16 protein-coding genes and 1 other RNA gene are annotated in these 20,007 nt (G+C 67.6%); 7 read left to right on the top strand and 10 right to left on the bottom strand.

The window, feature by feature from the left end; translation table 11 throughout:
- The first annotated feature begins 5 nt into the window (after nucleotides 1-5).
- Nucleotides 6-379: a transfer-messenger RNA gene (gene ssrA, locus AC1DW3_RS06605) on the top strand.
- A gap of 81 nt (nucleotides 380-460) precedes the next feature.
- Here ssrA and lexA read toward each other — a convergent pair.
- Nucleotides 461-1,132, bottom strand: coding sequence for a transcriptional repressor LexA (lexA, locus tag AC1DW3_RS06600; RefSeq protein ID WP_477929766.1), 672 nt, complete (start codon nucleotides 1,130-1,132; stop codon nucleotides 461-463).
- Nucleotides 1,133-1,197: 65 nt separating this feature from the next.
- On the opposite strand from lexA, the gene AC1DW3_RS06595 reads away from it, so the two are divergent.
- Nucleotides 1,198-2,136 (top strand): asparaginase, encoded by a 939-nt coding sequence (locus tag AC1DW3_RS06595; RefSeq protein WP_477929764.1) that lies wholly within the window; start codon nucleotides 1,198-1,200, stop codon nucleotides 2,134-2,136.
- On the opposite strand, the gene AC1DW3_RS06590 is transcribed toward AC1DW3_RS06595, so the two are convergent.
- The 3 genes from AC1DW3_RS06590 to AC1DW3_RS06580 form a co-directional block, all read right to left on the bottom strand.
- Nucleotides 2,137-3,606, bottom strand: coding sequence for an esterase-like activity of phytase family protein (locus AC1DW3_RS06590; RefSeq protein ID WP_477929762.1), 1,470 nt, complete (start codon nucleotides 3,604-3,606; stop codon nucleotides 2,137-2,139).
- Between the two features lie 71 nt (nucleotides 3,607-3,677).
- Nucleotides 3,678-4,112 (bottom strand): organic hydroperoxide resistance protein, encoded by a 435-nt coding sequence (locus AC1DW3_RS06585; protein ID WP_477929760.1) that lies wholly within the window; start codon nucleotides 4,110-4,112, stop codon nucleotides 3,678-3,680.
- Nucleotides 4,113-4,164: 52 nt separating this feature from the next.
- On the bottom strand, nucleotides 4,165-4,656 hold the full coding sequence (locus AC1DW3_RS06580) for a MarR family winged helix-turn-helix transcriptional regulator (protein ID WP_477929758.1): 492 nt from the start codon (nucleotides 4,654-4,656) through the stop codon (nucleotides 4,165-4,167).
- 114 nt (nucleotides 4,657-4,770) lie between these two features.
- Between AC1DW3_RS06580 and AC1DW3_RS06575 the strand changes: the two genes are divergently transcribed.
- A complete protein-coding gene (locus tag AC1DW3_RS06575; protein ID WP_477929756.1) occupies nucleotides 4,771-5,133 on the top strand; it encodes a DUF1304 domain-containing protein in 363 nt (120 codons plus the stop codon).
- 3 nt (nucleotides 5,134-5,136) lie between these two features.
- Here the strand turns inward: AC1DW3_RS06575 and AC1DW3_RS06570 are convergent, their stop codons facing one another.
- From AC1DW3_RS06570 to dapC, 5 genes are read right to left on the bottom strand one after another with little or no spacing between them, the layout of a single operon-like run.
- Entirely contained in the window at nucleotides 5,137-7,071 is a 1,935-nt protein-coding gene (locus tag AC1DW3_RS06570) for an ABC-F family ATP-binding cassette domain-containing protein (RefSeq protein WP_477929754.1), read from the bottom strand.
- Complete coding sequence (gene prmB / locus AC1DW3_RS06565; RefSeq protein WP_477929752.1) at nucleotides 7,068-7,928, bottom strand: 50S ribosomal protein L3 N(5)-glutamine methyltransferase; 861 nt, start codon at nucleotides 7,926-7,928, stop codon at nucleotides 7,068-7,070. Before prmB ends, AC1DW3_RS06570 begins: the two co-directional genes overlap by 4 nt.
- A complete protein-coding gene (locus tag AC1DW3_RS06560) occupies nucleotides 7,925-9,094 on the bottom strand; it encodes a PilT/PilU family type 4a pilus ATPase (protein WP_477929750.1) in 1,170 nt (389 codons plus the stop codon). Before AC1DW3_RS06560 ends, prmB begins: the two co-directional genes overlap by 4 nt.
- Nucleotides 9,095-9,096: 2 nt before the next feature.
- Nucleotides 9,097-9,921 carry a 2,3,4,5-tetrahydropyridine-2,6-dicarboxylate N-succinyltransferase gene (gene dapD / locus AC1DW3_RS06555; protein ID WP_457394597.1) on the bottom strand — a complete coding sequence of 275 codons (825 nt, stop codon included), beginning with the start codon at nucleotides 9,919-9,921 and terminating at the stop codon, nucleotides 9,097-9,099.
- The gene (gene dapC, locus AC1DW3_RS06550; protein ID WP_477929748.1) at nucleotides 9,918-11,123 is read right to left on the bottom strand and encodes a succinyldiaminopimelate transaminase; all 1,206 of its coding nucleotides are present in this window, start codon (nucleotides 11,121-11,123) and stop codon (nucleotides 9,918-9,920) included. The genes dapD and dapC overlap by 4 nt, the downstream gene beginning before the upstream one ends.
- 51 nt (nucleotides 11,124-11,174) lie before the next feature.
- Here dapC and AC1DW3_RS06545 point away from each other — a divergent pair, with 51 nt between their 5' ends.
- On the top strand, nucleotides 11,175-11,954 hold the full coding sequence (locus AC1DW3_RS06545; RefSeq protein ID WP_477929746.1) for a substrate-binding periplasmic protein: 780 nt from the start codon (nucleotides 11,175-11,177) through the stop codon (nucleotides 11,952-11,954).
- Here AC1DW3_RS06545 and queF read toward each other — a convergent pair whose 3' ends face one another.
- Entirely contained in the window at nucleotides 11,955-12,395 is a 441-nt protein-coding gene (gene queF, locus AC1DW3_RS06540) for a preQ(1) synthase (protein ID WP_477929942.1), read from the bottom strand.
- Between the two features lie 161 nt (nucleotides 12,396-12,556).
- Here queF and smc point away from each other — a divergent pair, with 161 nt between their 5' ends.
- The 3 genes from smc (at nucleotide 12,557) to AC1DW3_RS06525 (ending at nucleotide 19,997) form a co-directional block, all read left to right on the top strand.
- Nucleotides 12,557-16,072 carry a chromosome segregation protein SMC gene (gene smc, locus AC1DW3_RS06535; RefSeq protein ID WP_477929744.1) on the top strand — a complete coding sequence of 1,172 codons (3,516 nt, stop codon included), beginning with the start codon at nucleotides 12,557-12,559 and terminating at the stop codon, nucleotides 16,070-16,072.
- Nucleotides 16,072-17,118 carry a cell division protein ZipA C-terminal FtsZ-binding domain-containing protein gene (locus AC1DW3_RS06530; protein WP_477929742.1) on the top strand — a complete coding sequence of 349 codons (1,047 nt, stop codon included), beginning with the start codon at nucleotides 16,072-16,074 and terminating at the stop codon, nucleotides 17,116-17,118. The genes smc and AC1DW3_RS06530 overlap by 1 nt, the downstream gene beginning before the upstream one ends.
- A 170-nt stretch (nucleotides 17,119-17,288) precedes the next feature.
- Complete coding sequence (locus AC1DW3_RS06525) at nucleotides 17,289-19,997, top strand: putative bifunctional diguanylate cyclase/phosphodiesterase (RefSeq protein ID WP_477929740.1); 2,709 nt, start codon at nucleotides 17,289-17,291, stop codon at nucleotides 19,995-19,997.
- Nucleotides 19,998-20,007 lie beyond the last annotated feature (10 nt).

Genomic DNA, 20,007 nt, shown 5'->3' with positions numbered 1-20,007 from the left:
TCTCTGGGGCCGACTTGGTTTCGACGTGGGTGCGGATCCGGAGTAGGGCATGCCGAGGACCAGTCACCTCGTAAATACATCTGGAAACACAGTAACTGCAAACGACTCTACGTTCGCACTCGCCGCTTAATTGCGGATGAGCTTCTCAACGGCAGGCCGATGGGCCGGGCTGAGTTCCGCAAGGGGCAAGGCTGAGAAGTCACTCACATCGGCTGGCGTCGCACCGGGTCACTCGGTGGGGCGTGAGATCAAGTGACTGGCGGAAAAGCTAGCGTGCCACTGCGCGAGTTGACCGTGAGATTCAAATCAGCCGGCTAAGCATGTAGATCTGCCCGGTGATGGCTTGCGGACGGGGGTTCAATTCCCCCCGGCTCCACCATCCAAGCAAAAAGGCCCGTGTCGGTGACACGGGCCTTTTTCATTTCGAGCGCGCCGGGGGGAATTGAACCCCCGTTTGAAATCAGTTGAAGCCTTGTCCTCGGATCAGGCCAACGGCCAGCCCTTCGATGCTGAAGCTCTCGCTGTGTTCATTGACGAGGATGGGCTCGAAATCGGCGTTCTCGGGCAGCAGCTGGATGCCCTCAGGCCCGCGCTTGAAGCGCTTGACCGTGACCTCTTCGCCCACTCGTGCCACGACGATCTGGCCGTTGCGGGCTTCCTTGGCCGACTGCACGGCGAGCAGGTCGCCGTCGAGGATGCCGATGTCCTTCATGCTCATGCCCTTGACCTTGAGCAGGTAGTCGGGCTTCCTGGCGAACAGGCCGGGCTCGACGGTGTAGGTCTGCTCGACATGCTCCTGCGCGAGGATGGGGGCGCCGGCAGCCACACGGCCGATCAGGGGCAGTGTCAGCTGAGCGAGACTGGGGATGGGCAGGCTGAACTGGCGGGCGCGGTTGACGGCGTTGAGGATGTCCGATTTCAAGCGGATGCCGCGCGAGGTGCCGCCGATGAGTTCCAGCATGCCCTTGCGGGCCAGGGCCTGCAGATGTTCCTCGGCCGCGTTGGCGGACTTGAAACCCAGTTCGGCGGCGATCTCCGCGCGGGTGGGCGGCGAGCCGGTGCTTTCGATCGCGTTGCGCACCAGGTCGAAGATCTGCTGCTGTCGGGCGGTAAGCTTGGGACGGTCTTGCACGGGCGGCCTTTTGAGTGGCTGGAAATTTGTCCAGCACCTGTATTTTCATCCAGGAATCCAAGAAATTGCAAACCCTTGATCGTCTGATCGTCATTCTGGGCACCGGCGGCACGATTGCCGGCACTGCGAAAACCGCCAGCGACGGGGTCGGCTACACGGCCGCGCAACTGAGCGTCGAGGATTTGCTGGCGGCAGTTCCGGCGCTGTCGGGGCAGAAGCTGGAAGCGCAGCAATTGGCCCAGCTGGACAGCAAGGACATGGATTTCGCGACCTGGCAGCGGCTGGCCACGGCCGTGCAGCAACAGCTCGACCGGCCCGAGGTCGCCGGCATCGTCATCACCCACGGCACCGACACGCTGGAGGAGACGGCCTATTTCCTGCACCGTGTGCTGTCACCCGCCAAGCCCGTCGTGCTGACGGCAGCGATGCGTCCGGCCACGGCGCTGGCACCGGACGGCCCGCAGAATCTTTTCGACGCCGTGCAGGTGGCCGCGACGCCGGATGCCCGCGGTGTCGTCGTGGCCTTCGCCGGCCGCGTGCATGACGCGGTCCAGGTGCGCAAGACGCACAGCTATCGCGTCGACACCTTCGAGTCGGTCGATGGGGCCGTGGTGGCGCGGGTGGAGGAGGGCAGCGTGCGCCAGTTGGGCCGCTGGCCGGTGTGCGAGGCCCAGGGCCTGGCGCGTATCGCAGCGCCTGCCGAGCGCTGGCCGCGCGTCGAGATCGTCATGAACCATGCGGGTGCCGACGGCACTGTCGTGCGTGCCCTGTGGGCGAGCGGCGTCGACGGCTTGATCGCCGCGGGCACCGGCAACGGCACCTTGAGTCGCGGCCTGGATGCGGCCCTGCGCGAAGCTCAGGCGGGGGGCGTCAAGGTGTGGCGCAGCACGCGCTGCGATGCCGGCCCGGTCATGGATCTGCCCGGCCTGCTGCCCAGCGCGGGTGCGCTCAGTCCGGTCAAGGCCAGGATAGAGATGATCCTGGCCCTGCTCGCCGAAGGCTGATCAGCCGCGGCGGCGGCGGGCGATGAAGCCCATGGCGCCGAGGCCGGCGAGCAGCATCGCGACCTGGCTGGGCTCCGGCACGGCGGCGATGGCCTGGTTGACCAGATTGCCCTCGAAGGCGAAGACGTAGAACTGGTTGCCGTAGGCCACCGGCGTGGCGCTGCCGTTGGGCAACACGTTGCCCAGGAAGTCGTTGTCGTTGGACAGGTACAGCGTGTGCATCGACTTGCCATTGACCATGACGTCTTCGCCGAAAGCGATGCCTTCGAGCTTGGACGGCACCATGGCATCGGAGAGGCCGGCGGCGTTCATCGCGGCCTTGATGTCGAGGAAGCGGGTGCCGACGATGGCCGTGCCGGGCTGGGTGCGCAGGTCGGCGATGCCGCTGACGTCGGTCGCGCCGGTCAGGTCGATCTTGATGAGCTGCTTGACCACGGCCTTGGAGCCGGGCGAGCCGTCGCCCAGGCCCTTGCCATCGCGCTCGAGCACGACGAGTTCGTGGTCGTTCAGTGCCAGCAGTTCGCTGCTGTTGTAAGCCTTGCCGTTGATCTGGTTGTCGAAGGCGAACTGGCTGACGTTGCCCGTGGCGATGTCGATCTTGACGATGCGGTTGTAGCGGCCGCCGTCGCCGCCGTCCTGGATCAGCGGGCTTTGCATGAAGCCGAACAGCGTCTTGCCGTCCGGCGAGATGGCCAGGCCTTCCATGCCCTTGTTGGTGACGCGGCCGGAGGTGTTGCCGGAGATCTCGGTGTTGACGGACGGTGTCTGGTTGGAGATGGCGAAGCTGTTGGGCAGGCTGAAGGTGCGGATGCGCGCGCCGGTCGCGCGGTCGAACTGGTAGACGTAGGGGCCGTATTCGTCAGAGACAAAAACGCTCTTGCCGTCGTTGGAGACGCGCATGCCTTCAGGGTCGAGGCGGGCGTTGTTCGGGTTGGTGGACAGGCCGGTGGCGAAGTTGTCGGAGCGGCCGGAGAAATATTGGGTGCTGCCCGACGCCAGCGTGTTGCTGTTGACCAGGCCGGTCAGCGTCGGTGCCGTGGCGCCATAGCTCAGGGCCGTCGGGCTGGACAGCAGCGTGGTGGCTTTCAGCGTCGTCTGCAGGGTGTAGGGCAGGGGGCCGCTGGGCGTGGCGACCAGGTTGAGCTGCAGCGTGTGGAAGCGGCTGATGAAGGAAGTGGTGTTGTCGACCGTGGCACCGAACGCGGTGTCGGTGAGCCAGGCGGCGGCGTTGGGGCCGCGGTCGGGCAGGGCCAGGAAGGTATTGCCACCGGCCCAGGCGAGAGCGGAGCCGACGCCACCAAGCTGGTTCGCCGCGAGGCCGCTTTCCAGCGAATAGTTCAGGCCGGACAGGTCGCTCACGGAGCTGCTCAGCGAGCCCATGCCGATCAGCACCGGCTCGGCCGCACGGGATGGGGCGGCGAGGGCCAGCAGGGCGCTGGCGAGCACGGTGGGAATGAGGCTGGGGCGCATCGCGGGTCTCCGGAGTGTTTGGAAAACCCGCGATGCTGGCCGGCGCGTGTGACGCCGGCGTGACGTCCGTCTTAGACGATGGTCAGCGAGACGTCGACGTTGCCGCGCGTGGCGTTCGAGTAGGGGCAGACCTCGTGGGCCGTGGCCACCAGGGCTTCCAGCGCGGCGCGGTCCATGCCGGGCACGGAGATCTTCATGTCGACCTGGATGCCGAAGGCGCCCGGCTTGTTGGCGTGCGGGCCGATGGCGACGTCGCTGGTGATCGAGACCTCGGCGGGCAGGGCGATCTTCTGCTTGCCGGCAACGGCCTTCATGGCGCCGATGAAGCAGGCGGAATAGCCGGCCGCGAACAGCTGCTCGGGGTTGGTGCCCGGGCCGCCGGCGCCGCCCAGTTCCTTGGGCGTGGACAGCGTGACGTCGATGGCGCCGTCAGACGACTTGGCGGTGCCGGCGCGGCCACCGGTGGCAGTGGCGGTGGCGGTGTAGAGGGCTTTTTCGATGGCCATGGTGGGCTCCTTTGGGGTGGTGGGGTGGTGGGGTGGTGGGGTGGGGAAGAAATCAGGCGGCCGCGTCGGCAGCCCGGTTGAGTTGCTGGCGCAGCTGCGTGAGCCGCTGCGTCAGCGCGATGACCTCGTCCAGCTCGCAGGCGCTGGCGCAGGCGAGGTGGCTGGGGATGTCCAGGGCGAGCTCGCGCAGCTTGCGGCCCTGGGGTGTGAGGAAGATGTCGACGCGGCGCTCGTCGTCGCTGGCGCGGCGGCGTTCGATATGGCCCAGGGCTTCCAGACGCTTGAGCAGCGGCGTCAGCGTGCCCGAGTCCAGCGACAGCCGCTGGCCCAGTTGCGACACGCTTGGGCCCTCGACCTCCCACAACACCAACATGACGAGGTATTGCGGATAGGTCAGGCCGAGCGGGGCCAGCAGGGGCTTGTAGATGCGGGTCATTGCCAGCGAGCTGCTGTACAGCGCGAAGCACAGCTGGCGGTCCAGCTGCAGCCATTCACCGCGGGGATCGGCGGTGGGGGAGGGGGTCTTGCTGCGTGCCATGGCCATTAATGTAGTTCGCAATTCAATTGCACACAAGTTAAATGGTCTTTTGGGCGACACCGGACGCTAGGGTGATCTGAGACGATGCGCCACCCCTATCAAAGAACGAGGAGAGAGACGATGCAGATGGTCGCAATCGTGCTGGCGGCGCTGGTGGCGCTGCTGCACCTGTACTTCCTGGTGCTGGAAATGTTCTTCTGGACCAAGCCGCTGGGCCGCAAGGCCTTCGGGCTGGACAAGGACTTCGCCGAGCGCAGCAAGGCGCTGGCGGCCAACCAGGGGCTCTACAACGGCTTCCTGGTGGCGGGCCTGGTCTATGGGCTGATACTGGGCGCTGCGGGTGCGGGCAAGCCCTGGCTGGTGTTCTTCCTGGGCTGCGTCGTCGTGGCCGGCGTGTTCGGCGCGGCCACGGCATCCAAGAAGATTCTCTACGTGCAGGCGTTGCCGGGCGCGTTGGCGCTGGCAGCCGTCCTGTTCAGCTGAGACTCAACTCAGCGCTTCGATCTGCTCGCCCAGCTCCAGCCAACGCATTTCGTCGGCTTCGAGCTGGTCGCTGATCGCCTTCAGCCGCTTACCCATCTCGGCGATGGCCGAGGCAGCGGCGCCCTCGGCGAGCTGAGCCTCGATCTCGGTGCGCTCGGTAGCGAGGGCGTGCATGCGCTTGTCGATCTGCTCCATCTCCTTGCGCAGCGGGCGCGTCTGCTCGGCCAGCTTGGAGCGAGCCTGGCCTGAAGCCTTGCGGTCCTCGCGCGGCGCAGGAGCCGGAGCGGGAGCAGCCACCACCGCCTTGGCGGGCGCAGGGGCGGCGGCCCCCTTCTTGGCCGCACGGGCGGCTTCCTTGCTCTGGTCGAGCAACCATTTCTGGTAGTCGTCCAGGTCGCCGTCGAAGGGCTTGACGACGCCATCGGCCACCAGCCAGAACTCGTCGCAGACCTCGCGCAGCAGCGCGCGGTCGTGGCTGACCAGCATGACCGTGCCCTCGAACTCGTTGAGCGCCATCGACAGCGCCTCGCGGGTGTTCAGGTCCAGGTGGTTGGTCGGCTCGTCCAGCAGCAGCAGGTTGGGGCGCTGCCACACCAGCATGGCCAGCACGAGTCGCGCCTTTTCGCCGCCGGACAGGCTGCCGACCTGCTGGTTGACCATGTCGCCGGTGAAGCGGAACTGGCCGAGGAAGTCGCGCAGCTCCTGCTCGCGGCCGGCCGGGCCCACCTCGCGGGCCAGTCGCACCATGTGCTCCAGCGGGCCTTCGTCCAGGCGCAGCACGTCCAGCTCCTGCTGGGCGAAGTAGCCGATGGACAGGCCCTTGCCCTGCGTCAGCTTGCCGGCCAGCGCGGGCTGGGTGCCGGCGATGGTCTTCACCAGCGTCGATTTGCCCTGGCCGTTGGCGCCGAGGATGCCGATGCGCTGGCCAGCCAGCACCGAGCGGTCGACGTTGCGGACGATGGTGGTCGTGCCGTAACCGGCCGACATCTCGTCGAACATCAGCATCGGGTTGGGCAAGTTCAGCGGCTCGCGGAACTCGAAGTTGAAGTCGGCGGATGCCAACACCGGCGCCAGCCGCTCCATACGCTCCAGCGCCTTCACGCGGCTCTGCGCCTGCTTGGCCTTGCTGGCCTTGGCCTTGAAGCGGTCGATGAATTTCTGCAGGTGAGCGACGCGGTCCTGCTGCTTGGCGAAGGCCGCCTGCTGCAGCACCATGCGCTCGGCGCGCTGGGTCTCGAAGCTGGTGTAGTTGCCGCCGTAGCGCACCAGCTTGCCTTCATCCAGATGCAGGGTGACCTTGGTGATGGCGTCGAGGAATTCGCGGTCATGGCTGATGATGATCAGCGTGCCGTCATAGCGCTGCAGCCAGGCTTCCAGCCAGACCAGGGCGTCCAGGTCCAAGTGGTTGGTCGGTTCGTCCAGCAGCATCAGCTCGGCCGGGCACATCAGCGCGCGGGCTAGCTGCAGGCGCATGCGCCAGCCGCCGGAGAAGCTGTTGACGGGGGCATCGAGCTGCTCGGTCTTGAAGCCCAGGCCCATCAGCAGCGCCTGGGCGCGCGAGCGGGCGTCGAAGGCGCCGACGTCGGCCAGCAGCGCGTGCGCATCGGCCATCGCGTGGCCGTCGTTGGCCGCTTCGGCGGCCTCCAGCGCGGCGCGGGCGGCCATCAGGGGCAGGTCGCCCTCGAGCACATAGTCGGTCGCACCGTCCTCGGTCTCGGGCATGTTCTGGGCGACTTCGGAGCGCCGCCAGTGCTTGGGCACCTCGACCTCGCCCTTGTCGTTGCCCAGGCGGTGCGTCAGCAGCGCGAACAGGCTGGATTTGCCGGCGCCGTTGCGGCCGACCAGGCCGATCTTCTCGCCGGGCTGCAGCGTGGCGGAGGCGTTGTCCAGCACCACCTTGACGCCGCGGCGCAGCGTGATGTCGCGCAGCGTGATCATTGCAGGGCCTCCTTCGTGACCAGGAGGACTTGGTCGGCGCCCGAGGAAGTTTCCATCCAGACGACTTCCAGCTGGGGGAAGGCGGCCTCGAAGAAGGGGCGTTCGTTGCCGATCTCCAGCACGAGCACGCCGTCGTCGTTCAGCGCAGCGGGCGCGGCGCGCAGCAGCTCGCGGATGAAATCCATGCCATCGGCGCCGCCGGCCAGGGCCAGCTCGGGCTCGGCCAGGTACTCGGCGGGCAGGGCGGCCATGCTCTGGCTGTTGACGTAGGGCGGGTTGCAGAGAATCAAGTCGTAGGGTCCTTGGGCGCCGGCCAGGCCGTCGCCTTGCAGCATGCGGATGCGCAGCGCCAGGTTGTGGCGCTCGATGTTCAGTTTCGCGACGGCCAGCGCGTCGGTGTCGATGTCCAGTGCATCGACCTCGACATCCGGCCAGGCCATCGCCGCCAGCACGGCCAGGCTGCCGTTGCCGGTGCACAGGTCCAGCACGCGGCGGCTGTCGGGGTGCAGCCAGGGGTCGATGCTGGCGTCGGCGATCAGCTCGGCGATGAAGCTGCGCGGCACGATGGCGCGTTCGTCGATGGTGAAGGGCACGCCCTGCAGCCACGCCTCGCCGGTCAGATAGGCGGCGGGCTTGCGCGTCGAGATGCGCTCGTCGATCAGCGCGACGACCGAAGCCAACTCGGCCACGGTCAGCTCGCGCTCCTCATGCTCGTCCAGCGCGTCCAGCGGCAGGCCCAGGCGCCACAGCGCCAGCCACATGGCCTCGTCGAACGCGTTCGTCGTGCCATGGCCAAAAAACAAGCCCGCCTGGGTGAGGCGGGCGGCTTGGGATTCGATGCAGTCGATCAGTTTCAAGAGCCGCGGACGTCCAATGTGATTTCGGTGAAGCTGGCCTCGTCGCCCGCTTTCTCTTCCTTGCGCGGCGCGGTGGCCAGGCGCTGGCCCGGTGCTTCGTTCTGCAGCCGCCACAGCAGGTTGGTCGGCGAGTCGGCAAAGGCCAGGCCTTCCTCGCGGGTGATGGTGCCGTCGGTGATGAGCTTGGCGAAGTGCTCTTCGTAGGTCTGCGAGCCCTCGGCGATGGACTTCTCCATGGCCTCCTTCACGCCGGCGAAGTCGCCCTGCTCGATGAGCTCGGACGTCAGCTTGGTGTTGAACAGGATCTCGACGACGGGCACGCGGCCGCCGGCCGTGGCGCGCACGAGGCGTTGCGACACGATGGCCTTGAGGCCGGCCGCCAGGTCGTTCAGCAGCGCCGGGCGAGACTCCGGCGTGTAGAAGGACAGGATGCGGTTCAGCGCGTGATAGGTGTTGTTGCCGTGCAGCGTGGCCAGCACCAGGTGGCCGGACAACGCATAGCTGATGGCCGCCGTCATGGTGTCGCGGTCGCGGATTTCGCCGATCAGGATGCAGTCCGGTGCCTGGCGCAGCGCGTTCTTCAGCGCGATCTGCAGCGTGGCCGTGTCACGGCCGATCTCGCGCTGGTTGACGACCGAGCGCTTGTTGCTGAACAGGTATTCGATCGGGTCCTCGATGGTGAGGATATGCCCCGTCATCGTCTGGTTGCGCATCTCCAGCATGGACGCGAGCGTGGTGCTCTTGCCGGTGCCGGTGGCGCCCACCATCAGGATGAGGCCGCGCTTCTCCTTGATCATCGTGCCGAGCACGTCGGGCAGCTGCAGGCTGTCCAGCGTCGGGATGTCATGCGGGATGTGGCGGAACACGCCGGCAATCGAGCCGCGTTGGCGGAAGCCCGACAGCCGGAAGCTGCCCACGCCGCGCACCGACACCGCCATGTTCAGCTCGCCGGTGTTGTCCAGCTCGGCCAGCGACGTCGGGTCGATGACCTCGGCGATGAGCTGGCGCGGTTGCGGTGGCGTCAGCAGCTGGTCCGACAGCTGCACGGTCTGGCCGTTGATGCGGATCAGCACCGGCATGTTGGCAGACAGATAACAGTCCGACGCACCCTTGTCGGCCATCAGCCGAAGGATGCGTTCCATGTTGCCGGCGCTGGGTCCCGTCATGATCAGGCCCGCAGCAGTTCGTTGATGCTGGTCTTGGAGCGCGTCTGGGCGTCGACGCGCTTCACGATGATGGCCGCGTACAGCGAGTAGCGGCCGCCATCCTTGGGCAGCGAGCCCGAGATGACGACGGAGCCGGCCGGGATGCGGCCGTAGCTGACGGTGTCGGTGGCGCGGTCATAGATCGGCGTGCTCTGGCCGATGTAGACGCCCATCGAGATGACCGAGTTCTCTTCGACGATGACGCCTTCGACGACCTCGGAGCGGGCGCCGATGAAGCAGTTGTCTTCGATGATGGTCGGGTTGGCCTGCAGCGGTTCCAGCACGCCGCCGATGCCGACGCCGCCGGAGAGATGCACGTTCTTGCCGATCTGCGCGCAGGAGCCGACGGTGGCCCAGGTGTCGACCATGGCGCCTTCGTCGACATAGGCGCCGATGTTCACGTAGCTGGGCATCAGCACGACGTTCTTGGCCTGGAAGCTGCCGCGGCGCGCGACGGCCGGGGGCACGATGCGCACGCCGCTGGCGCGCAGCTGTTCGTCGCTCCAGCCGGCGTACTTGGTGGGCACCTTGTCGAAGAAGGTCAGTTCCTTGTCGCCCATGATGCGGTTGTCGTTCAGGCGGAAGGACAGCAGCACGGCCTTCTTGACCCACTGGTGCACCGTCCACTGGCCGACGCTCTCGCGGGTGGCCACGCGCAGGCGGCCGGCGTCCAGCTCGGCGATGACATGCTCGACGGCCTGGCGCAGCTCGGGCGCGTTGGTGGGGTCCAGCGCCGCGCGGTTGTCCCAGGCGAGGTCGATCAGGCTTTGCAGTTCAGCGGTGTTCATGGGAGAGATTTCGTGAAGGAGACGATGCGGCGGGCGGCTTCAAGGCATTCGGCCTCGTCGGCCACCAGGGCCAGGCGGATGCGCCCGGCGCCCGGATTGCTGCCATGGGCCTCGCGAGCCAGCAGGCTGCCCGGCAGAACGGCGAGATTGTATTGAGCGAGCAGCTCCTGGGCGAAGCGCACGTCGTTACCGCCTGGAACAGCCGCCCAGAGGTAGAAGCCGGCATCGGGCAGGGCGACGTCCAGCACCTGGGCGAGCAGCGGCGTGACCTCGGCGAACTTGTGCCGGTAGCGGGCCCGGTTCTCGACGACATGGGCCTCGTCACCCCAGGCGGCGATGCTGGCGGCCTGCACGATGGGGCTCATGGCGCTGCCGTGATAGGTGCGGTAGAGCAGGAACTTCTTCAGCAGGGCCGCGTCGCCGGCCACAAAGCCCGAGCGCAGGCCCGGCACGTTGGAGCGCTTGGACAGCGACGTGAAGGTGATCAGGTTCTTGAAGTCGCTGCGGCCCAGCTTGGCCGCCGCTTCCAGGCCACCGAGGGGCGCCTCGTCACGGAAATAGATCTCCGAATAGCACTCGTCCGATGCGATGACGAAGCCATGGCGGTCGCTCAGCTCGAACAGGGCCTGCCATTCGGACAGTGGCATCACGGCGCCGCTGGGGTTGCCTGGGGAGCAAACGTAGAGCAGTTGGGTGCGCGCCCAGGTCGCCTCGTCGATCTGGTTCCAGTCGACGGCGAAGTTACGCGCCGGGTCGGCGTTGGCGTAAGCCACTTCGGCACCGGCCAGCAGGGCGGCGCCTTCGTAGATTTGATAGAAGGGATTGGGGCAGACGACGGTCGCGCCGGGGCGGCTGGAGTCGATGACGGTCTGCGCGATGGCGAACAGCGCCTCGCGCGAGCCGTTGACGGGCAGCACCTGCGTGGCTGGGTCCAGTGTCAGGCCGTAGCGGCGCGAAATCCAGCCGGCGATGGCCTCGCGAAGCACTGGCGTGCCGGCGGTGGCCGGATAGGCCGCCAGGCTCTTCATCGAGGCATTGATGGCCTCGGCAATCAGGGCCGGTGCCGCGTGGCGCGGCTCTCCGATGCCCAGAGAAATAGGCGCGAGATCGGGATTGGGTGTGATGCCGGCGGTCAATTCGCGCAGGCGCTCGAAAGGGTAGGGGTGCAGCCGGTCGAGCCGCGGATTGACGGGGAAACTCATGCAGGCATGATAGGGCGCGGCCCGTGATCTGCAGCCTGGGGAGGCATGAAGATGAAGCGCTGTTGGCTGGTGTGTGCGCTGCTTGCCGCAAATGGCGCAGCCCTGGGTCAGGCGACCTGCCAGAAGGTCGTCGTGACGGCCGACCCCGAGTACCCACCCTATGCCTGGCATGACGGACAGGCGCTGCGCGGCGCCAGTGTCGACGTCGTGCTGGCGGTGCTGCAGGCCATCAAGCTGCCCTATGAGCTGCGCTATGTCGGGCCCTTCGTGCGCGTGCTGCAGAACGCCCGCATCGGCGAAGTGGACATCGTCACCGAGCTCAAGCGCAATGCCGAGCGCGAGCAATACCTGGCCTTCGCCGACACGCCCATCTTCACCAACCCTTCGTCGGTGTTCGTGCGCGCCGGGCAAAACCTGAAGTTCACCAAACGCGAAGACCTGCGCGGGCTGCGCGGCGGTGTCACCCATGGCACGCGCTTCGGTGATGGGCTGGACGAGTACATCGAGGCCAATCTCAATGTCGAGATGGGGCCGGGCATCAAGGAGAACTTCCTGAAGCTCGATGCCGGCCGCATCGACTACTTCATCTCGCCTCACTACCCGGCGCTGTCGCATCTGATCATCAGCGGCAACGAGGGCAAATTCGTTGCGCTCAAGCCTCATGTGGCTGAGGCGCTGAACTATGTGGGCTGGTCACGGCGCAGCGCCTGCCTGGGGCGGCTGCAGGAATTCGACGCCATGCTCAAGCGCTATCTGTCGACGCTGAACGCGGGGCGCATCGTTGACGACAACCAGGACGCCTGGCGGCGCAACCCCGTCATGAAACGCTGATCAACCCAGCATGCCCGACTCGAAGCCGTGGGCCGGCAGGTCCACGCGCGGCGCCGGCGTCCAGCCCGGCTTGCGGTGCTCGGCCACGACATTCGTGTAGATGCCGCCGCGCACATACCACTTGGCCGTGATGCGGATGAAGCGCGGGTCGGTGACCTTGACGATGTCGTCGAGGATGGTGTTGGTGACCTTCTCGTGGAAGGCGCCCTCGTTGCGGTAGCTCCAGAAATACATCTTCAGGCTCTTGAGCTCCACGCAGAGCTCGTCCGCAATCATGTCGATCGTGAAGTGGGCGAAGTCGGGCTGGCCGGTCAGCGGGCAGTGGCAGGTGAATTCGGGCACCTGGAACTGGATGACGTAGTCGCGCTCCGGGTTGGGGTTCGGAAAGACCAGGATGTCCTTGCTGGGCTTGGTCGGCGGGTTCTTGGGCACCTCGCGCATCTTGGGCTTGTTCTTCTTGGCGGCGGGGGCGGAGGCGGACTTCTTGGTAGCCATGATGCAGGGTCAATCGGAGAGGGTGCGAATGCTATCATCCGACCCCGTCGAAGCGCCCATTGAAGGCGCTTTTCTTTAGCCAAATCAAGGGCTTACGTCCGAGCTACATGCGGCTGAATTCGATCAAGCTGGCCGGCTTCAAATCCTTCGCTGAACCCACGACCTTCCAGTTGCCCGGGCAACTCGTCGGCGTTGTGGGTCCCAACGGCTGCGGCAAGTCCAACATCATGGACGCGGTGCGCTGGGTGCTGGGCGAGAGCAAGGCCAGCGAGCTGCGTGGCGAGTCCATGCAGGACGTCATCTTCAACGGCTCGGGCAACCGCAAGCCGGCGGGTCGCTCCAGCGTCGAACTGGTGTTCGACAACCAATCGGCGCGTGCCGGTGGGCCGTGGAACCAGTTCAGCGAGATCGCCGTCAAGCGCGTGCTGACGCGTGACGGCACCAGCAGCTACTTCATCAACAACCAACCAGTGCGCCGCCGTGACGTGCAGGACGTGTTCCTGGGCACCGGCCTGGGGCCACGCGCCTACGCCATCATCGGCCAGGGCACCATCTCGCGCATCATCGAGAGCAAGCCCGAAGAGCTGCGCCTCTTCCTCGAAGAAGCGGCCGGCGTCTCCAAGTACAAGGAACGCCGCCGCGAGACCGAGAACCGGCTCAAGGACACGCGCGAGAACCTGACCCGCGTCGACGACATCCTGCGCGAGCTGAATGCCAACCTCGAGAAGCTCGAGCGCCAGGCCGAAGTTGCGGCCAGCTATCGCAATCTGCAGGACAGCGGCACGCTGAAGCTGCACCAGCTGTGGTTCCTGAAACTGCGCGACGCCGGCAACGAGGCGACGCGCGTGAAGGCGGCGCACGCTGAAGCGCTGACCGCGCTGGAGTCACGCACGGCCGAGCTGCGCGCCGTCGAGGCCACGCTGGAAGAGGTGCGCCAGTCGCACTACGCGGCCGGCGACGAACTGCATGCCTCACAGGGCCGCTTTGCCGACGCCCAGCTCGAGGTGAGCCGGCTGGAGGAGCGCATCCGCTTCGTCGTCGAAAGCCGCAACCGCGCGCAAGCCCGCCTGGCCGAGCTGCACACGCAGGACGGCCAGTGGCGCGAGCGCGTCGAGCAGGCCAAGGCCGAGCTGGAAGGCATTGCCGAGCAGATCGCCGGCGCCGACGAACAGAGCGAGATCCTGGCCGCCCAGGCCGAGGAGCAACAGGCCCAGCTGCCCCAGAGCGAGGACGCCGTGCGCGCCGCTCAGGTCCGCGCCAACGAGCAGCGTGCCCTGGTCGCCCAGGTGCAGCAGCAGATCCAGGTGCTGGCCGCCGAAAGCCGCAGCGTGGACGAGCAGGTCAAGGCGCTGCGCCAGCGCGAGGACAAGCTGACGGCCGAGTCGCGTGCCCTGGGCGCGCCCGACCACGAGGCGCTGCAAGCCCTGCGCGAACGCAGCGCCGCGGCCGACGAGGCGCGCGACCTGTCGGATGCGCGCCTGCAGGAACTGGCCGAGCAGCTGCCCCAGCTCGAAGAGCAGCGCCGCAACGCCCAGCAGGACACCAATGCCCAGCTCGCCCGGCAGTCCGAGCTGACTGCGCGCCTGGAAGCGCTGAAGGCGCTGCAGGAAAAGGTCCAGACCGAAGGCAAGCTCAAGCCCTGGCTGGCCAAGCATGGGCTGGATGGCCTGCAAGGCCTGTGGACCCAGCTGCACATCGCTCAAGGCTGGGAGAACGCGCTGGAGTCCGCGCTGCGCGAGCGCATGGGCGCCTTGAGCGTCGGCCGGCTGGACACGGTGCGCGCCTTCGAGGCCGACGCACCGCCGGCCCGCCTGGCCTTCTATTCGACGCCGCCCGGCGCGATCGCCAACACGCACGAGACCCTGCCCAAGCTCAGCGAGTTGCTGCGCCTCAACGACGCCGGCTTGAGCGCATTGCTGAACGACTGGCTGGAAGGCGTCTACACCGCGCCGACGCTGGATGAGGCGCTGGCCGCACGCGGCAAGCTGACGCACGGCGAGCTGATCCTGACGCCGGCCGGCCACGCCGTTGGCCAGTTTTCGGTCACCTTCTACGCGCCCGACTCCGAGCAGGCCGGCCTGCTGGCCCGGGCCCAGGAGATCGAGCAGCTGACGACAGCCCAGCGCGCCCAGAACCTGATCGCCGACGAGGCTCGCCTGTCGCTGAGCCGCGTCGAGCACCAGTTCAACGAYGCCAAYGGACGSYTGACRACGCTGCGCCGCGAGGCCAGYGAGGCGCAGACSCGCGCCCACCAGATCCACGTCGAGCTGCTGCGCCTCTCCCAACAGGCCGARGCCAGCCAGCAGCGCCGCAGCGTGCTGGATGCCGAGYTGGCCGAGATCGCCGCCCAGCAGGAAGGCCTGCAGGAGCGCCGCGCCGTCGGCGAGGCCCGCTTCGAGGAACTGGACATCCAGCTCGGCGACGCGCAGCAGCGCCACGCGGAGCTCGAAGACGGCACCATCGCCGCCGAGCGCAAGCTGGCTGATGCGCGCGAGCAGTTGCGTTCGCTGGAGCGCCGCTCGCAGGAGGCGCGTTTTGCGACCCAGACGCTCGCAGCACGCCGCGGCGAGCTGCAGCGCGGCATCGAGACCGCGGAGGCGCAGATCGCCACCGTGGCCACGTCGGCCGCCAGCCTGCAGGGCGAGCTGGACACGCTGAACGATGCCGCCGCCCAGGCCGGCTTGCAGGACGCGCTGGCCATCAAGGTCGAGCGCGAGCAGGCCCTGGCCGCCGTGCGCGCCAACTATGACGACCTCAGCTTGCGCCTGCGCAAGGCCGACGAGCAGCGCATGACCTTCGAGCGCAGCCTGGACCCGCTGCGCGAGGCCATCACCAAGCTGCAACTCGAGGAGCAGGCCGCCCAGCTCGGCGGCGCCCAGTACCGCGAGCAGCTCGAAGCGGCGGCCGTCGACCTGGAGGCGCTGGCCAAGTCCATCGAGGACGGCGCCGTCAAGCTCTACGGCCTGCAGGGCGAGATCGACCGCATCAACCGTGAGATCGCCGCTCTGGGTGCCGTCAACCTCGCCGCGCTGGACGAACTGACGGCGGCCCGCGAGCGCAAGACCTTCCTCGACTCGCAATGCGCCGACCTGAACTCGGCCATCAAGACGCTGGAAGACGCCATCCACAAGATCGACCTCGAAACCCGCGACCTGCTGGGCTCGACCTTCAACCAGGTCAACGACCACTTCGGCCGCATGTTCCCCGAGCTCTTCGGCGGCGGCGAGGCGCGTCTCGTCATGACCGGCGACGAGATCCTGGATGCCGGCGTGCAGGTCATGGCCCAGCCGCCGGGCAAGAAGAACAGCACCATCCACCTGCTGTCGGGTGGCGAAAAGGCGCTGACGGCGATCGCCCTCGTGTTCGCCATCTTCCAGCTCAACCCGGCGCCTTTCTGCCTGCTGGACGAGGTCGACGCGCCGCTGGATGACGCCAACACCGAGCGTTATGCGCGCCTGGTCACCAAGATGAGCGCCGGCACGCAATTCCTCTTCATCTCGCACAACAAGATCGCGATGGAAATGGCTGAACAACTGATTGGCGTGACCATGCAGGAGCAGGGCGTGTCGCGCATCGTCGCGGTCGACATGGACAAGGCGCTGGCCATGGCCGAAGCAGCATGATGAGCTTGACCCTCACTGAACTCCTCGCCATCGCTGGCGGCGCGGTACTCGCCGGCGTCGTGGCCCACGGTGCCTGGCAGGCGCGCAAGGCCGGCCCCAAGCGCGCCGTGCCGCCGTTGGAAGAGCCGCACTTCGATGCGCCGCCCGTGACGGCGGAGGCGGCCGCCGAGGCCGAGGCGCTGGAGGCGACGCTGCCGGCCGTGGCACGCACGCTGCGCCGTCCGTCCGCCCGCATCGACGCGCTGATCGACGCCATCGCCACCATCACCGTCGAGGGCCCCGTCTCTGGCGAGATGGCCCTGCAGCACCAGCCCGGCAGCCGCCGCGCCGGCACCAAGCCGCTGCAGATCGAAGGCCTGAACGCCGAGACCGGCGACTGGGAGCTGCCCGCCCCCGGCCAGCGCTACAGCGAGTTCCAGGCCGGGCTGAAGATGGCCAACCGCAGTGGCGCCCTCAACGAGATCGAATATTCCGAGTTCGTGCAGAAGATCCAGGCCTTTGCCGATGGCGTGGGCGGCTTCGTGCAGTTCCCCGACATGCTGGACGTCGTCGCCCGTGCCCGCGAGCTGGACCAGTTCGCCGCCAGCCACGATGCCCAGCTCGCGCTGCTGCTGCGTGCCAAGGCCGCGGCCTGGACGCCGGGTTTCGTGCAGCAGGCCGCGGGACGCCATGGCTTTGTCGCCGGCGCACTGCCGGGCCGCCTCGTCATGCCGTCGATCGAGGAGGGCGCGCCCCCGGTGTTGACGTTGCAGTTCGACGCCCAGGCCGCCCTGGCCGAGGACCCCGAGGCGCTGTCGCTGCGCGAGCTGACGTTGGCGCTGGATGTGCCGCAGACCTCGGCCGAACAGGAGCCCTTCGCCGCCTGGCAGGAGGCCGCCCGCTCGCTGGCCCGCGACCTCGAGGCCGAAGTCTGCGACGACCGCGGCCAGGTGCTGGGCCTGCATGCCTTCGCGTCCATCGACGTGGAGCTGAAGAAGCTCTATCTGGCCTTGGCCGAGCGCGACCTGGCCGCCGGCTCGCCCGCCGCGCGGCGCCTGTTCAGCTGATCGCGTGACATTGGCCGCGCAAACTGCGTGGTCTAGCTGACCATCCGAAAGGCGAAGCTTCTAAAGTCTGTGCGTCCCACGGCTCGACAAGCCCGATGCGCAGCGGCTTCCCCCCAGTTTTCAGTCACTCCTGTTTTTCAGCCGCCCGCTTGCGGGTGCTGGGAGGGCTGTTGGCGCTGGCGCTACTGGGCGGGCCCTGCCATGCCGCCCCCGCCCCGACGCTTGCCCAGCAGATCGAGGCCATCGAAGCGAGGCATGGCAGCGAGCCGCCCGAGGTGGTGGCGCGCCTGCGGCCGCTGGAAGCGCAGGCCCGGGCCCTGGGTGGTGACAACCTGCGCGTCTTCCTCGCCGCCTGGGGTTATGCCCATGGCCTGATGGACCAATTCACCGTCGTCGATGCGGCGACGACCGAGCTCATCGACCTGGGCGAACGTGAAGGCAATGCCGCAGCCATGGCCTCGGCCTATGCGCTGCGCGCGACCGTGTTGTTCTCCTCGGGACGTTTGAACGCCGCCTACGGCTGGGTGAACGAAGCCCTGCCCTGGGTGGAGAAGACGCAGGACGAGCCCCTGCGCTACTGGGTTTTCATGACGGCGGGCAATCTGAGCCTCGCGTCCGGGCATTTGCCGGAGGGCCTGCGCGCCTACGCAGCGGCGAGCCGGTCGGCGCAGGCCCAGTCCAACCCACGGCGCGGGGCACAGGCCCACAACGCGATGGCGCCCATCCGCCTGGCCCTGCACGATGTCGATGGTGCCCGTGCTGACGCGCAGCAGGCCTTCCACATGGCCGAGGCCGCTGGCAGCCTGTCGTCGCAGCTGGCCGCCAAACTGATCGAGTCCCTGGTCGAAGAAGAGGCGGGTCGCGGCCCGGCTCGTGATCAGGCCCAGCAGCAGGCGCGCCGATTGGCCGCCAGCATCGAGTCCTTGGCGGCAGCGAGTGCGGCCAGCGCGAGTCCGGCCTCGGGCGGAGCGACGTGGTTCAGCACCCAGGCGGAGGTGGTGCAGGAGCTTGCCGACCTGCATCTGAGCGCGCACAACTTCGGCCTTGCCCAGGGCTATGCCGAGCGTGCGCTGAAGCTGGCCCGGCAGGAAGGCGACGACGAGGCCGTGGCCGTGGCCACCATCAGCTCCGGGCTGGCGCGGCTCGGCCTGCGCCAGAAGGCCGCCGGCGAACCCTTGGTGAGCCAGGGCCTGGCAGCGCTGGAGAAGCAGGGCCGCAAGCAGCGCCTGATGGAGCAACTGAACCGCCATGCCGACCTGTTGGAAGCCCTGGGCGATGTGGCCGGCGCCGTGCGCCAGTCGCGCAAGGCCTTGGCGCTGGAGACCGAGTTGCTACGCAATGACCGCGTCAGCACCGTGCTGGAACTGCAGCGCCGCTCCAGCTTCGAGCAGAACCAGCGCGCCCTGGAGGCCCTCAGGCATGACAACGAACTGCAGGCCAGCCAGCTCGAGCGCCACAGCAGCGAAAGGCGCTTGAACCTGGGCCTGGGCCTGGCCATGCTCGTCGTCGTGCTGCTGACGGTGGCCTTGTACCGCCGCGCCCGCAAGGCCAACCGTGCGCTGCAGGCCCACAACGCCGAGCTGGCCCATGTCGGCCTGCACGACCGCGTGACCGGCCTGCCCAACCGGCGTGCGCTGGAGCAGCGGGCCCGGGAGCTTGGCAACCAGAGCTTCATCGGCCTGGGCATCGCCATCAACCGCTTCGGCCGCATCATGGGCAGCCTGGGCCATGCGGCGGGCGACGAATTGCTGTGCCAGGTGGCAGCACGGCTGAAGGCTGTCATCGAGGCCGCGGGCGGCCGCCTCTACCGCATGGACGGCCTGTCCTTTGGCGCCATCGTGCCTGTCCTGGGTGGCGACGCCGCCTTGCGCGGCCTGCTGGACCAGTTGCTGGAGGTGATGCAGCCCGTGTTTGAAGTGCAGCGCCAGCAGCTCGCCGTGACGCTGAGCATAGGCGCCGCCGAATACCCGCGTGACGGTGCGCAGACGGCCGACATCGCCAAGGCCATCCAGCTCGCCATGCGGCAGGCGCAGGGCCAGCCCGGCAACAGTGCGGTGGTCTTCACCCAAGGCCTGCTGGACAACCAGCAGGACCGGCTGCAGCTGGAGGCCCGCCTGTCGCAGGCCCTGGAGCGTGGCGAGCTCGAACTCTTCTACCAGGCGCAGTGCGATCTGCGCACGCGCAAGCTCTCTGGCTTCGAGGCCCTGCTGCGCTGGCGCAGCCCCGATGGCCTGATCCCGCCGGACCGCTTCATCCCGCTGGCCGAGGAATCCGGCCTCATCGTGCCCATCGGGCGCTGGGTGCTGCTGCAGGCCTGCCGCCAGGCCAAGGCCTGGCATGACAGCGGCTTGGGCAGACCCATCGTGGCCGTCAACATCTCGCCGCGGCAGTTCCAGCATCCTGAGTTCATGGCCACGGTGCACGAGGCGCTGGACAGCACCGGCATGAACCCACGCTTCATCGAGCTGGAGATCACCGAGGGTGCCATGATGGACGACGCGGAGTCCACCATCGCCAAGATGGCCGAGTTGCGGGCACTCGGCCTGCATCTGGCCATCGACGACTTCGGCACGGGCTATTCCAGCCTGGCTTACCTGAAGCGCTTTCCCATCAACCGCCTGAAGATCGACCGCGCCTTCGTGCGCGATCTCGGCCATCACGAGGGCGGGGCGGCCATCGTGCAGGCCATGATCCAGTTGTCGCACAGCTTGGGACTGACGGTTGTGGCCGAGGGCGTCGAGGATGCCAGCCAGGAAGCCTGCCTGCGCGGCTGGCAATGCGATGTCATGCAGGGCTTTGGCTATGCGCGCCCGGTGCCGGTGGCCGACGCGACGGCCTTCATGGAGAAGTGCAGCCGGGCGGCCGAAACCGCGGCATAAACTGCCCATC

The sequence above is a fragment of the Roseateles sp. P2_H4 genome, assembly GCF_056403315.1.
This window is presented reverse-complemented; position numbering and strand designations above follow the sequence as displayed.